This window comes from Actinoplanes sp. TBRC 11911 (assembly GCF_012933445.1).
Classification (GTDB): Bacteria; Actinomycetota; Actinomycetes; order Mycobacteriales; family Micromonosporaceae; genus Actinoplanes.
Map to the genome: position 1 here is coordinate 60,892 of NZ_JABBNC010000019.1, position 13,531 is coordinate 74,422.

General features: G+C 69.7%; 14 protein-coding genes. 10 read left to right on the forward strand and 4 right to left on the reverse strand.

Annotated features, from left to right (window positions below):
* Position 1: 1 nt before the first annotated feature.
* From HH310_RS24365 to HH310_RS24385, 5 genes are read left to right on the forward strand one after another with little or no spacing between them, the layout of a single operon-like run.
* Entirely contained in the window at positions 2-394 is a 393-nt protein-coding gene (locus HH310_RS24365) for an STAS domain-containing protein (protein WP_169177955.1), read from the forward strand.
* On the forward strand, positions 391-795 hold the full coding sequence (locus HH310_RS24370; RefSeq protein ID WP_169177956.1) for an anti-sigma regulatory factor: 405 nt from the start codon (positions 391-393) through the stop codon (positions 793-795). Before HH310_RS24365 ends, HH310_RS24370 begins: the two co-directional genes overlap by 4 nt.
* Positions 792-1,796: a SpoIIE family protein phosphatase gene (locus HH310_RS24375; RefSeq protein WP_169178038.1), complete on the forward strand. Its 1,005-nt coding sequence runs from the start codon at positions 792-794 to the stop codon at positions 1,794-1,796. The genes HH310_RS24370 and HH310_RS24375 overlap by 4 nt, the downstream gene beginning before the upstream one ends.
* A gap of 8 nt (positions 1,797-1,804) precedes the next feature.
* Positions 1,805-3,142, forward strand: a complete 1,338-nt coding sequence (locus HH310_RS24380) for a sensor histidine kinase (RefSeq protein ID WP_169177957.1) — start codon at positions 1,805-1,807, stop codon at positions 3,140-3,142.
* Positions 3,139-4,665, forward strand: coding sequence for a fused response regulator/phosphatase (locus HH310_RS24385; protein ID WP_169177958.1), 1,527 nt, complete (start codon positions 3,139-3,141; stop codon positions 4,663-4,665). Before HH310_RS24380 ends, HH310_RS24385 begins: the two co-directional genes overlap by 4 nt.
* A gap of 8 nt (positions 4,666-4,673) precedes the next feature.
* On the opposite strand, the gene HH310_RS24390 is transcribed toward HH310_RS24385, so the two are convergent.
* Positions 4,674-5,345 (reverse strand): glycosyltransferase family 2 protein, encoded by a 672-nt coding sequence (locus tag HH310_RS24390; RefSeq protein WP_248294366.1) that lies wholly within the window; start codon positions 5,343-5,345, stop codon positions 4,674-4,676.
* A gap of 29 nt (positions 5,346-5,374) precedes the next feature.
* Positions 5,375-5,743, reverse strand: a complete 369-nt coding sequence (locus HH310_RS24395; RefSeq protein ID WP_312034292.1) for a DUF2304 domain-containing protein — start codon at positions 5,741-5,743, stop codon at positions 5,375-5,377.
* 329 nt (positions 5,744-6,072) lie between these two features.
* Between HH310_RS24395 and HH310_RS24400 the strand changes: the two genes are divergently transcribed.
* The 3 genes from HH310_RS24400 to HH310_RS24410 are packed head-to-tail and all read left to right on the forward strand — an operon-like array spanning position 6,073 to position 10,176.
* Positions 6,073-7,782, forward strand: coding sequence for a hypothetical protein (locus tag HH310_RS24400; protein ID WP_169177961.1), 1,710 nt, complete (start codon positions 6,073-6,075; stop codon positions 7,780-7,782).
* Complete coding sequence (locus HH310_RS24405; RefSeq protein ID WP_169177962.1) at positions 7,779-9,161, forward strand: hypothetical protein; 1,383 nt, start codon at positions 7,779-7,781, stop codon at positions 9,159-9,161. Before HH310_RS24400 ends, HH310_RS24405 begins: the two co-directional genes overlap by 4 nt.
* 25 nt (positions 9,162-9,186) lie before the next feature.
* Positions 9,187-10,176 (forward strand): glycosyltransferase family 2 protein, encoded by a 990-nt coding sequence (locus HH310_RS24410; RefSeq protein ID WP_211192561.1) that lies wholly within the window; start codon positions 9,187-9,189, stop codon positions 10,174-10,176.
* A 1-nt stretch (position 10,177) separates the two neighbouring features.
* Here the strand turns inward: HH310_RS24410 and rfbC are convergent, their stop codons facing one another.
* Entirely contained in the window at positions 10,178-10,780 is a 603-nt protein-coding gene (gene rfbC, locus HH310_RS24415) for a dTDP-4-dehydrorhamnose 3,5-epimerase (RefSeq protein WP_169177964.1), read from the reverse strand.
* On the reverse strand, positions 10,777-11,661 hold the full coding sequence (gene rfbA, locus HH310_RS24420; protein ID WP_169177965.1) for a glucose-1-phosphate thymidylyltransferase RfbA: 885 nt from the start codon (positions 11,659-11,661) through the stop codon (positions 10,777-10,779). Before rfbA ends, rfbC begins: the two co-directional genes overlap by 4 nt.
* Positions 11,662-11,730: 69 nt before the next feature.
* On the opposite strand from rfbA, the gene rfbB reads away from it, so the two are divergent.
* The gene (rfbB, locus tag HH310_RS24425; RefSeq protein ID WP_169177966.1) at positions 11,731-12,693 is read left to right on the forward strand and encodes a dTDP-glucose 4,6-dehydratase; all 963 of its coding nucleotides are present in this window, start codon (positions 11,731-11,733) and stop codon (positions 12,691-12,693) included.
* Complete coding sequence (rfbD, locus tag HH310_RS24430) at positions 12,693-13,526, forward strand: dTDP-4-dehydrorhamnose reductase (protein WP_211192562.1); 834 nt, start codon at positions 12,693-12,695, stop codon at positions 13,524-13,526. The genes rfbB and rfbD overlap by 1 nt, the downstream gene beginning before the upstream one ends.
* The last annotated feature ends 5 nt before the right edge of the window (positions 13,527-13,531 follow it).

The window sequence follows — 13,531 nt, forward strand, 5'->3', positions numbered from 1 at the left end:
CGTGGATCGCGTCCCGATTCTCAAGATCGGCGAGATCCTGCTGGTCTCTATCCAGATCGACATGGAGGACCAGGTCGCCCTGCAGCTCCAGGAAGATCTGGCGGACCGGATCGTCGCCACCGGGACGCACGGCGTGGTCATCGACATCAGCGCCCTCGACATCGTCGACTCGTTCGTCGGCCGCACGCTGGCCACCATCGCGTCCATCTCCCGGGTGCTGGACGCCGAGACCGTGGTGGTGGGCATGCGCCCCGCGGTGGCGATCACGCTGGTCGAGCTGGGTCTGCAGTTGCCGGGCATCCGGACCGCGCTCAACGTCGAGCTGGGCATCGAACTGCTGGACCGCGAGCACCTTGGCGAGCCGGACCAGGAAGACGTGGTCATCGAGCCGTGAGCGACGAGGCCGATGTGATCGAGGTCCGTTCCGACCAGGACGTCGTCCGAGTGCGGCAGCTTGTCCGTACGACCGCGGTGGGGGCCAAGCTGTCGCTGGTCGACCAGACCAAGCTCGTCACCGCCGCCAGCGAACTGGCCCGCAACACGCTGGTCTACGGCGGCGGCGGAACGGTCGAGGTCGTCCGGGTCGCGAACGACGTCCGGCACGGCATCCGGATCGTCTTCGCCGATCGGGGGCCGGGCATCGCCGACCTGGAGCTGGCGTTCACCGACGGATACACCACCGGGTCCGGGCTCGGCCTCGGGCTGAGCGGCGCGCGCCGGCTCGTCGACGAGTTCGAGATCGACACCGCGCCCGGCCGGGGTACCAGCATCACCGTGACCAAGTGGTGCCGATGATCCCGCCGGGACTCCTCGACACGGGGGCCTGGTTCCGGATGGAGGAGGCGGCGAGCGCGTCCGCCGCACGTCGCGCCGCGGAACGTCTCGCGGAAGAGCTGGTCCTGCCGGAACGCCGCGCCTCCGCCCTGTCGATCGTGGTGGCCGAGGCGGCCGGCAACCTCGCGAAGCATGCCCGGGAGGGCGTGCTGCTGGTGCGTCCGGTGCGCACGCTGGACGAGGCCGGTGTCGAGATCATCGCGATCGACCGCGGTCCGGGCATGGCCGACCTGGCCCACTCGGTCGGCGACGGCCACTCGACGACGGGCACGCTGGGTATCGGTCTGGGCGCGATCGTGCGCCAGGCCGGGTGGTACGACCTGCACTCGGTGCCCGGTAAGGGAACCGTGCTGGCCGCGCGGGTCTGGCCCGGCGAAGCGCCCGCTACCTGGGCGGCCGGGCTCACGCGTCCGCTCACCGGCGAAACGGTCAGCGGCGACGCGTACGGGGTCAAGGAGATCGACGGCCGGCGGCAGCTTCTCATGGTGGACGGTCTGGGCCACGGCGGTCTGGCCGCGGCGGCGTCGGCCGAGGCGGTACGCGCGTTCGCCGAGACTCCGCTGGCACCCCCGGCCGCCGTGGTGGAGACCCTGCACCGGCGGCTGTCGCACACGCGCGGCGCCGCGCTCGCCGTCGCCGAACTGGACGGATCCGCCGGCGTGGTGCGCTACGCCGGGCTCGGCAACATCTCCGGCACCGTGCTGGCCCCCAGCAATCGGCGTGGCATGGTCTCGCTCCCCGGCATCGCCGGACACCAGCGGCGCCAGATCCGCCAGTACGACTACCCGCTGCCACCGGAGGCGGTTGTGCTGCTGCACAGCGACGGTGTGGTGGACCGGTGGGATCCGGCAGCATATCCCGGCGTGCTCGGCCATTCACCCCTGGTCATCGCCGCGACCGTGCTGCGCGACGCGGGGACCCGCCACGACGACGCCGGCGTGCTGGTCGGCGGGCTCCGGTGAAGCCGCTGATGCGGCAGCGGCTGCGCGTCGCGCAGGACGTCTTCGCGGTGCGCCAGCTGGGCCGCGAGGTGGCCCGCGCGGTCGGCATGGAACAGCAGGACCAGACCCGGCTGGCCACCGCCCTCAGCGAGGTGGGCCGGGTGCTGCTCGCCGACGGCTCCACCGCGGACGTGGTGTTCGTCGCGGACGTCGACGGGGTAACCACCACCCTGAGGGTGACTGTGGAGAATTCCGGTGGGAGCCGCGCGGCCGAACTGGGTACACAACTCGCCCAGGTGGGTCGTCTCGTGGACACGTTGGAGGTCGGTGATGCCGGAAACGGCACTGTCGTACGCATGGCTCGGCGAATCCCGGCGAGTGCGCCGCCGCTGACCCCGCAACGCATGGACGACATTCGCGCCCGGCTGGCCAACCATGTTCCGGGCACTCCGCTGGACGAGCTGCATGTCCAAAACGAGCAGCTGATCGCGGCCCTCGACGAGGTCCGCGCGCAACGTGACGACCTGGCCCGGCTGAACGCCGAGCTGGAGGAGACCAACCGCGGCGTGATGGCGCTCTACCACCAGTTGTCCGACGAACTGGAGGAGACGAACCGCGGCGTGGTCGCGCTCTACGCCGAGCTGGACGAGCGCTCGCTGCAGCTACGCGGGGCCAGCGAGGCGAAGAGCCGGTTCCTGGCCAACGTCAGCCACGAGCTGCGCGCCCCGGTCACCGCGATCATCGGGCTGGGCCGGCTGCTCACCGACGAGGCCTCGGACAGCCTCACCGAGGAGCAGCACCGCCAGGTCGACCTCATCCGGGGCTCCGCCACCGACCTGTTGACGCTGGTCAATGATCTGCTGGACCTGGCCAAGGCGGAGGCCGGCCGGGTGGAGCCGAGGTGGACGGACGTCGATCTCAGGGCGATGTTCGGGCAGTTGCGCGGCACGCTGCGCCCGCTGGCGACCCGTCCGGAGGTGGACTTCCGCATCGACGACCCGGCGGTGGCGTCGCTGCGCTCGGACGAGACGCTGCTCGGCCGGGTGCTGCGCAACCTGCTGACCAACGCGCTCAAGTTCACCGCGGCCGGATCGGTGCGGCTCAGCGTGCGCCGGGTGGACGGCGACGCCGAGTTCGTGGTCGCGGACACCGGCACCGGCATCCCGCCCGAGCAGCACGAACGTATCTTCGAGGAGTTCTACCAAGTGCCCGGCAGCAGCGCGCTGAGCGGACGGGGCACCGGCCTCGGGCTGCCCTACGCGCGGCGGCTGGCCGGCATCCTCGGCGGGGCGCTGCGGCTCGAGTCGGAGCCCGGCCGCGGCAGCAGGTTCACGCTCCGTCTTCCGATGACGGTGCCGGCGCCATGAGCCAGACCACCGTCCTCGTCGTCGACGACAGCGCGCCCAAGCGGTATCTGCTGGTGAGCTGGCTGAGCCGGGCCGGCTTCCGGGTGTTGCAGGCCGAGACCGGCGCCGAGGCGTTGCGGATGCTGCCCGGCGCCGGCATCGATCTGGTCGTGCTCGACGTCAAGCTGCCGGACATGAGCGGTTTCGAGGTCGGCGAGAAAATCAAGAGCGATCCCGCGTACGGGGCTCTCCCCGTCATCCACGTGTCCGCGCACGCGGTCGACGTCGCCGATCGGACCCAGGGCCTGAACCGTGGTGCCGACGCGTACCTGGTCGAGCCGATCGAACCGGACGAGCTGGTGGCGACCGCCCAGGCCGTACTGCGGTACTACTCGGCGCGGCGGCGTGCCGAACTGCTCGCCGCCCGGATGGTCCGCCTCGCCGAGACCACGCTCGCCATCAACACCGCGTCCACTCTGGACGAGTTGCTGCGGGCCGCGGTGGCCGGGGCGGAGAGCATCTTCGGCGCTCCGGTGGTCGTGCTCGCGGAGAGCGCCGAGGGCGAAAGCCGAGCCGCCGTGTCGCCGGGCGGGATGCGTACCTGGTCGGTTGCCGAAAGTGACGTCGCGGTGGGTTCGCTGGTCCGCACCGATCAACCCGCCGATTGGGACCTGATCGAATGGCCGGACGGCGAATCGGTGGCCGTCGCCGCTGCCCGGCTGCGCATCGACCGTCCGCCCGTCTACGTGGCCGCGCCGAGCAGCTCGCAGACCCCGGGTTTTCCGGTGCTGCGCCAGCTTTCCCAGGCGGTCGCGGCCGCGGTGGAGGCGCAGCGCTCCTACGACGAGGAGCACCGGATCGCGGTCACCCTGCAGCGCAGCCTGCTGCAGTCCCGGCTACCCAGCGTGCCGGGTCTGGACCTGGCCGTACGCTACGAGCCGGCCGCCGCGCAGACCGAGGTGGGCGGCGACTTCTACGAACTCACCATGCTCGACGGCCGGTTGCTGGTGGCGATCGGCGACGTCGCGGGCCACTCGCTGCACGCCGCCACGGTGATGGCCGAGATCAGGCACGCCGTACGCGCGTACGCGGTCGAAGGTCATCCGCCGGGCGCCGTGCTGCAGCTCGTCAACCGGTTCATGCGTACCGTGCTGCCGGCCGACTCGGCGACGGTCTGCCTGTTCACGCTCGACCCGGCCACCGGCGCGGTGCGGATGGCCAGCGCCGGTCACCTGCCGCCGCTGCTGCACACGGCCGACGGCGTGCGCTACGTCGAGACCCGCGGTCCGTTGCTCGGCATCAACGCGTCCCGCCCGGACGACCTCGAGTTCGTGCTCCCGCCGGGCGGCACGCTGGTCCTCTACACCGACGGGCTGGTCGAGCGCCGCGACACCGACATCGACGTCGGTCTGACCGCGCTCGCGGCCGCCGCCCGCAGCATCGACGCCGACCTGAACGCGTTCTGCCGCCGCCTGCTCGTTCAGCTCGGCGGCACCGGCCAGCAGGCGGACGACGTCGCGGTGGTCGCCATCCGCCGGTCCTGAGCCTGCGCTCAGCGGCGCACCAGCGCCAGCAGCAGCGCGAGGCCGGAACGCAGCAGATAGATCAACGCCTTGCCCGGCGAGTTGCTCGGCGTGCCGCCCTGGCGGGGTCGCATCGCGACCGGAATCTGGCGGATCGCGAAGCCGGCCCGTTTTGCCTGAACGATCGTGTCGACCGTGTCACCGAGATACTCCACCGGGTAGCGGCGTGAGTAGAACGCGATGAGCTGCCGGTTGCAGGCGCGGTAGCCGGAGGTGGTGTCGGTCAGTTTCGTCCCGGCGATCGCGGACAGAGCGTAGGAAAGCAGTCGCATCGCCCACTGCCGCGGACCGCGCACCTTGTATTGGCCCTCACCGGCGAACCGGGCGCCGATGACCAGGTCGGATTCACTGAGCGCGGCCATCATGTCGTGGATGTAGCGGGGATCGTGCTGGCCGTCGGCGTCCATCTGGACGGCGATGTCGTAGTCGTTTTCCAGGGCGTACCGATAGCCGAGCCGGCGGGCGCCGCCGACACCGAGGTTGTAGGGCAGCCGGAGAACCTTCGCGCCGGCGGCCCGGGCCACCGAGACCGTGTCGTCGTCGGAGCAGTCGTCGACGACGAGGATGTCGGTGGCCGGAACCTGCTGCTGGATTTCCTTGATCACATTGGTGATCGACGCGGATTCGTTCCAGGCGGGCATGATAGTGAGCACACGTTCGGCCGTCGCGGTCATCGTGTCGCCGCCTTCTCGCGCGATCCGTCCAAATCGATCTTTTCCCGCAAAGCATCCACATCGCTACGAAGCAGCGAAATCTCTTCGGAGAGGTCGCGGGTCTCCTCCTCCAGCCGACTGCATTCCCAGGAGAGATGCACGGCGACCAGGACCAGGAAGACAACGGCGAGGAAGAGGACCAGGCTCAGGCCGGACGCGATGCCCAGCAGGGAGGTGAACCTGTCGAGCAGCGTCGGAACCAGCGCGAGCGGAAGCATGCCGATCGCAACGACCAGCCACAACGCGCCGTATTTCTCGCGCATCTGGCGCCGGCGGAGCAGCTCGAAGATAACAGCGAACATGACGACCCCGGTAGCGGCCGTCACGAATACAAGCCTCATGGTTTTCCCTCAATGCCCCCGTGGGCGGGCGAGCGGTAGCTCAGGAGTGCCGACCATACGGGAGCTAGACGGTTAGCGATCAAGGGGAAGCGCGGCCGTATTCTAAGGGAACCGCACAAGACCATTGAGTTACGGGACCGGTCGAAGCCGCAGACGGTCGAGCGGACTGCGTCCTCTCGGGGTTAGCTGTTACGTTGTCGCCGATCATTCGCGCGGGCGACGCGGCCGACGGCGCTCCGGCAGAGGGAAACAAAACCGACATGACTGATGTGACGTCGCCTGCCCGGTCGGAGGCACCGGCCGAAGAGGCACCGGTGGCAGCGGGTCGCGGTTCAAAGTGGTGGGTCCTGGTCGCCGTGCTGGCGCTGGGCTGGCTGGCCGGTGTCCTGTGGCGGGTGTGGCTGGGACACCCTGTCACACATCCGGTCGCGCACACCGACGAAGACAGCTACATGAACGCGGCGCGGGCCATCGCCGGCGGGCCGGGCGGGTTCAGCTCGGAAAACACGCTGTTCCGCCGCATCGGATACCCGCTGTTCGTTTCGCCCGCTTTTGCGTTCGGCCTGACTTTCACCGAGTCGTACCGGATTGTTCAGGTTCTCAACGCCATCGTGAACGCGGCTACGCTGCCACTGGCGTACCTGCTCGCCCGCCGTATGTTCCGCATGGAGAAGTGGCCGGCGGTCGCCGTCGCGTTCGCCGCGGGCACCCTGCCGGCAGCGGTTTTCTGGTCCCTGATCGGGATGACCGACTCGGTGCTGGCGCCCTTGGTGCTCGGCTGGCTGCTCGCGATCCATTGGTGGGTCGGATCTCCCGGCCGCAAGTGGGCGGCCGTCAGCGCCGGCGTGGTCACCGGACTGATCTATCTGGTGCACATCCGTGGCACGCTCCTCGTCCTGCTCTTCCTCGCGTTCCTGGTGTTGCTGGTCATCCGGCGCCGGGTCACCGCCCGTATGGCGGCCCTGTCGGCGGTGCCGCTGATCGCGTTGATCGCCTTCAACCAGCTGGTCATCACCCTGCTCGGCGGCAAGGTCCACCTGATCGGCAGCATCGGCACCGACACCACCGCGGGAGTGCTGACCAGCGGTCACCGGCTCCAGGTGCTGCTCACCTCGACCGGCACCAGCCTCTGGTACCTGTGTGTGGTCAGTGCCGGGCTGGCCGGGATCGGCTGGGCGGTCAGCGCCCGCGAGATGTGGCGTCCGACACGTGATGCCGCGTTCCGCTGGACGGCCGGGCTGGCCCTGTTCAGCACGGTCGGCGTGGCCCTCGGGGCGGCCGCGATCCTGGCGGGCCTGACCAGCGCCAACGCGGACGCGATCTACTCACGGTACGTGCAGATGTTCGTACCGTTCTGGTTGGTGTTCGGCTTCGCCGTGCTGCTGAACGCCAAACTCCGTACCAGCCTGAAGCACGCCGTGCTGCCGGTGCTCGTACTGGCCGTCGGCGGCGGGTTGATCGCGTTGCGGTTGTCCTATGCCAACCGGCACGGAACCCATCTGGCGTACGGCGCCTTCGGCGGCCCGGACCTGATGACCATCACGGCCGGCTGGACCCGGATGCGTCCGCTGGTCGGCGTCGCCATCGGGGTGGTCGGGCTCCTGGTGCTCCTCGTCGGCGCCCGGACGCGCAAGCTGGCGATCTCGCTGCTGGCGGTCATCGTGCTGGCGAACGGCGTGACCATGGTGGTGATGCGAAAGCACATCCTGATCCCGCTCGGCGCGGTGGCCACCCCGGCGAAGAGCCTCGCCAGCCTCGGTGTGGGTCCCGGCGACCGCGTCGCGTTCGCTCCGCGGCTACCCAACCCCGCGTACTACAGCTTCTATCACGATGTGTCGTGGTCCGAGGTCGATCTCTCCATCTACAAGGCCGGGATCCAAGAGCCGCCGGCCGACATCAACGTCGTGATCGGTTGTTGGGGCCTGGGCGCGGACCGGGACTTCGACGGCACCAAGTACGGCTTCCACTTCGTCGGTGGCAGCAAGAAGGGATTCTGGGCGGTGTGGCGGCGGGACACGAAGTGACGGTGCGCCAGAGCCCCAAGCCCTCGCTGCGCTCCCGGCCCATGGTCGGTGGCGCCACCTCGGTGGGGATCGGCTACCTGCTGGTGGGGGGTGCCGGGTACCTCTTCCTCGCCGTCGCGAGCCGGCTCTTCGACCAGTCGGCGTACTCCGCTCTCACCTCCGTCTACCTCATCGCGAACATCATCGGGCCCGGGTTGTTCAGCGCCCTGGAACAGGAAACCAGCCGCAACGTGTCGGTCGGGCTCGTCCGGGGAGAGGACGTGCGGCCCGTCGTCCGGCAGCTCGCGCTGATTTCCGGCCTGCTGTTCGCCGCGGTCGTCGTGGTCCTGCTCGCGCTGGCGCCGGTGTTGCTGCCGGGCGTCCTGCGTGGTTACGGCCTGCTGCTGGTCGGGCTACTCGTAGCGAGCGGCTCCTACGCGACCGTGTCGATCACCCGCGGCGTCTTCGGCGGCAAGCGGGTGTTCGGGAGGTACGCGACCTCGATCGGTGTGGAGGGCGTCTTCCGGCTGGCCGTCTGCCTGGTTCTGGCCGCGCTCGCGCTCGCCGGCGTGGTTGCCACCTCGTCACATGACGGGGCCGGCGCCTACGGTCTCCTGTTCTGCGCGGCCCCGCTGATGGCGGTGCTGGTGACGGCACGCTGGTTCGCCGCCGAGCTGGAGCCGTTCAAGGGCCGGCCCGTCGTGAAACAGCCGATGGGCAAGCTTGCTCGTGGCGTCGGCCTGCTCACCGTGTCGATGGCCCTGTCGATGGCGATCGCGAACGGCGCACCCGTCGTCGTCAGCGCGATCCTGACCAACGACCCCGGCAGCGCCGGAGTGATCGCGACGTTCGCGTCCGCGGTCGTGCTCGCGCGGATACCGCTGTTTGTTTTCCAAGGCGCTCAACCCCTCGTGCTGCCGTCCTTCGCTCGAGCCGCCGCGCGGGCCGAGATGGACGGCGACGTGGCCCCGCTACGACGGGCCATCAAGCAGGCGCTCCTGCTGGTCCTGGCCGCTGGCGTCCTCGCACTGCTGGTCGCGGCCGTTCTCGGTCATTGGCTCGGCAAGCTCGCGTTCGGGCCGGCTTTCGACGGCTCCAACGGGCTGATCTTCGCGTTGATGGTCGGCACCGTCGGGAGCATGGCGATTCAGATCGCGCAGCCTGCGCTTCTGGCCCTGCGCCACCATCGCTGGGTCGCGGTCGGCTGGACGGTCGGGGCGGCGACTTTCGCGGCCGCCTTCACGTTGCCTTTCTCCGCCGTGACCGACGCGGTGGTCGCCCAGCTGGTCAGCGCTGGGACGACGGTCGGCGTTCTCGGTGTCGTTCTGTTCCGCGCGCTGCGGCGCGTATCAGCCGTTCCTCGTCAAACCCCGGAGTTCAGCGATGTCCAGCGCCCCTGAGCGGGATGTGCGGGTTAGCGCAGTAGTGCTCGCCTACAAGAGCGAGCCCTGGCTACAGCGCTCGGTCGAAGCACTGCTTTCCTCGGAGAAGGTGATCGTCGACGTCGTGCTCGTCGACAACGGGTGCACGACCGACGACGTGGACGTCCTCGAGCGGCTTGACGGCGTCACCGTGCTGCGCCCGGGGACCAACACCGGCTTCGCCGGAGGGTGCAACCTGGGAGCCGCGGCCGCCACCGGCGACTACGTGGCGTTGGTCAACGGTGACGCGGTGGTGGAGCCGACGACGATTGCCCGTCTGGTCGAGGAGGCGTCGCGGCCGGACGTCGGGATCGCCGCGGCGAGCATCCGGCTGGCGGACAACCCCGCTCTGCTCAACGCCGGCGCCAATCCGATCCACGTGCTGGGATTGTCGTGGTCGGGGCGGATGGGCGAGCCGGAGACCCTCACCGAGCCGATGGAGACGGCGGGCGGGTCCGGTGCGTGCGTCGTCATCCCGAAGCAGCACTGGGATGCGCTCGGCGGGTTCGACCAGGAGTACTTCGCATATCAAGAGGACGCCGAATTGTCGCTACGCACGTGGCGCCGGGGGCTTCGCGTCCTGTACGTGCCCGACGCCGTCGCCGTGCACCGCTACGAATTCTCGCGGCATGACTTCAAGATGTACCTGCTGGAGCGCAACCGGCTCATGGTGGTGGGCACGCTCTGGAGCACCCGCGCCCTCGTGCTGCTGGCCGTGCCGTTCGCCTTCCTGGAGGCGGGGATGATCCTGCTGGCCCTCAAGCAGGGCTGGTTGGGCGCCAAGGTTCGCGGCTGGCGCTGGCTGTGGACAAACCGGGGCCACGTCGCCCGGCGCCGCAGGGAACTGCAGGCCGAGCGCGTGACACCCGATCGGCTGTGGATGTCCCGGCTCACCACCGAGATCGACGCGGCGGTCATCCCGGTGCCGGCCCTCGCCGGCCTGGTCAACGGCCTGATCGGTACGTGGTGGCGCGTGGTGCGCCGGTGGATCTGAGCTATCCGGCCTGCTGACGGGAGGCGATGTACGCGGAGCACTCGTCGTAGCTCGGCAGCAGGCCGGCGGCTTGCGCCTCGGCGAGGCCGGGAGCGTCGGCGTCCTTCGTGGACAGCAGCGGCACGGCGGCGGGCCAGGCGATACCGAGGTCCGCGTCGAGCGGGTTGATGCCGTGCTCGCGGCCGGGGTTGTACGTGCTCGAGCACAGGTAGGTGACGGTCGCGGACGGGGTCAACGCGCAGAACGCGTGGCCCAGGCCCTCGGCGATGTAGAGCGCCCGGCGGTCCTCGTCGTCGAGCCGTACCGCCTCCCACGACCCGAACGTGGGGGAGCCCACCCGGATGTCGACGACGACGTCCAGCACCGCGCCGGCCACACAGGTCACGTATTTGGCCTGCCCGGGCGGCACGTCGGCGAAGTGGATGCCGCGGACGACGTCCTGGGCCGAGGTGGAGAGGTTTGCCTGGGCGAGGTCGAGCGGATGGCCGACGGCCGCGGTCAGCGCGTCGAAGCGGTACCACTCCATGAAGTGGCCCCGCGCGTCGCCGAACTGGACCGGCGTTACCTCGAAGGCGCCCTCGATGGCGAGCGGTCGAATCTTCACAGCGCACCACCGTACCGGCCGGTCTCCAGCAGGCGCATGAGGTAGTCGCCGTACCCGCTCTTGAGAAGGGGCTGCGCCAGCTCGCGGAGGTCGTGGTCGGTGATGAAGCCGAGCCGCCAGGCGGCCTCCTCGACGCAGCCGATTTTGAAGCCCTGCCGTTCCTCGATGACCCGGACGTACTCCGACGCCTGCACCATCGACTGGAAGGTGCCGGTGTCGAGCCAGGCCGTGCCCCGGTCGAGGACGCTGACATCGAGCCGGCCCTGACGCAGGTATTCCTCGTTGACCGCGGTGATCTCGAGCTCGCCGCGGTCGCTCGGGGCGAGCTTGCCGGCGATCTCGACCACGTCGGCGTTGTAGAAGTACAGCCCCGGTACGACGTACGTGGACTTGGGCTTCGACGGCTTTTCCTCGATGGACAGCGCCCTCCCGCTCTCGTCGAACTCGACGACGCCGTACCGCTCCGGATCGGCGACCGGGTACGCGAAGACGCGTCCCCCGTCCGGCCGGCTGTATTGCGCGAGCTGCCGGCCGAGCCCGACGCCGTGGAAGATGTTGTCGCCCAGGATCAACGCGACCGCCTCGCCGCCGATGAAGTCCGCGCCGATCTGGAACGCCTGCGCGATGCCCTCGGGCCGTGGCTGCGTGGCGTACGAGAGCGAAAGACCCATCTGGCCGCCGTCGCCCAGCAGACGCTGGAAGTGTGGCTGATCCTCGGGGGTGGTGATCACCAGGATCTCGCGGATCCCGGCGGACACCAGCGTGGTGAGGGGGTAATAGATCATCGGCTTGTCGAAGATCGGCATGAGCTGTTTCGACATCGCCATGGTGATCGGCCAGAGGCGTGAGCCGGTGCCACCGGCGAGCAGGATTCCGCGCACCCGCGCAGGCTACCGGTCGGAGGCATCGAGGACCATCCGGGCCGGTCGGTCACGTTACACTCCCCAGCCGTGCGGATTTTTGTGACCGGCGGCGCCGGATTCATCGGTTCGGCCTATGTGCGGGCCGTTTTGGCCGAGGAACAAGCCGATGTGACGGTGTTGGACATATTGTCCTATTCGGGCAATCGAGCCAACCTCCCGGCATCGCATCCCCGACTTAAATTCATTCAGGGCGACATTTCCGACTCTGCCCTGCTTCGCGAGCTGCTGCCGGGACATGACGCGATCGTCCATTTCGCGGCCGAGTCCCATGTGGACCGTTCCATCGACAGCGCGATCCCGTTCGTCGCCACCAACGTGCTCGGCACGCAGATCCTGCTGGACGAGGCACGCACCGCCGGAGTCGGCCGGTTCGTGCACGTTTCCACCGACGAGGTGTACGGCTCGATCGAGCACGGCTCGTGGACCGAGACCTGGCCGCTGCAGCCGAACTCGCCGTACGCCGCGTCGAAGGCCTCCTCCGACATGCTGGCGTTGGCCGCCCACCGCACCCACGGCATGGACGTCGTGGTCACCCGGTGCTCGAACAACTACGGCGAGTACCAGTTCCCGGAGAAGGTCATCCCGCTGTTCGTGACGAACCTGCTGGACGGCGCGCAGGTCCCGCTGTACGGCGACGGTGGGAACATCCGCGACTGGCTGCACGTGTCCGACCACTGCCGCGGCATTCAACTGGTTCTCGAGAAGGGCCGGGCCGGCGAGGTCTACAACATCGGCGGCGGCACCGAGCTGTCGAACCGCGAGCTGACCGGACAACTCCTCGAGGCGTGCGGCAAGGGCTGGGACATGGTGCGCCCGGTGACCGACCGCAAGGGCCACGACCGCCGCTACTCACTCGACATCACCAAAATCGCCGAAGAGCTGGGGTACGCACCGCAGGTGACGCTCGAGGACGGCCTGGCCGCCACGGTCGCCTGGTACCGCGAGAACCGTGCATGGTGGGAGCCGCTCAAGGCGCGGAGCGCGCTCTGATGCGCTGGCTCGTCACCGGCGCCGGCGGGATGCTGGGCCGCGACCTGCAACGGGTGCTGGCCGAGCGGGGCGAGACGGACGTGGTCGCCGCGACCCGGCATGACCTGGACATCACCGACGCCGACGCGGTCCGCCGCGCGGTCGAGGGCGTCGACGTGGTGCTGAACGCGGCCGCCTGGACGGATGTCGACGGCGCCGAAGAGGCCGAGCGCGAGGCGACGGCGATCAACGGGCACGCCGTCGGTGCGCTGGCCGAGGCCGCCGGCAAGCGGCTCATCCACGTCTCCACCGACTACGTCTTCGACGGGACCGCGACCACGCCGATCGCCGAGGACACCGAGCCGGCCCCGCTCAACGCCTACGGCCGGGGCAAGGCGGTCGGCGAACAGGCGGTCCTGAGCCACGGCGGGTACGTGGTCCGCACCGCCTGGCTCTACGGCGAACACGGCCCCAATTTCGTCCGTACGATGCTGCGTCTGGGCGCCGAGCGGGACACCCTCGACGTGGTGGAGGACCAGCAAGGCCCACCCACCTGGTCGTACGCCCTGGCGGGTCAGCTGGTCGCGCTGGCACGATCCGACGCACCGTCCGGGGCATACCACGGCACGGCGGCCGGCTCCACCACGTGGTTCGGCCTGGCCCGCGCGGTCTTCGAGGAGGCCGGCTGGGATCCGGCCCGGGTACGCCCGACCACGAGCGACCGCTTCGTCCGCCCGGCGCGCCGCCCGTCGTACAGCGTCCTGGCGCACGACCGGTGGTCCGGCACCGGCGTGTCCCCGCTGCCCGGCTGGCGCGCGATGCTGACCGAGGCGATGCCCACCCTGGTGCGCTGACGGCG

What these genes read in the sequence shown, in the direction of transcription:
- HH310_RS24390 (WP_248294366.1), bottom strand. Translation starts at nt 5,345, where the DNA reads ATGCCCGCCTGGAACGAATCCGCGTCGATCACCAATGTGATCAAGGAA.
- HH310_RS24375 (WP_169178038.1), top strand. Translation starts at nt 792, where the DNA reads ATGATCCCGCCGGGACTCCTCGACACGGGGGCCTGGTTCCGGATGGAG.
- rfbD (WP_211192562.1), top strand. Translation starts at nt 12,693, where the DNA reads ATGCGCTGGCTCGTCACCGGCGCCGGCGGGATGCTGGGCCGCGACCTG.
- HH310_RS24380 (WP_169177957.1), top strand. Translation starts at nt 1,805, where the DNA reads ATGCGGCAGCGGCTGCGCGTCGCGCAGGACGTCTTCGCGGTGCGCCAG.
- HH310_RS24385 (WP_169177958.1), top strand. Translation starts at nt 3,139, where the DNA reads ATGAGCCAGACCACCGTCCTCGTCGTCGACGACAGCGCGCCCAAGCGG.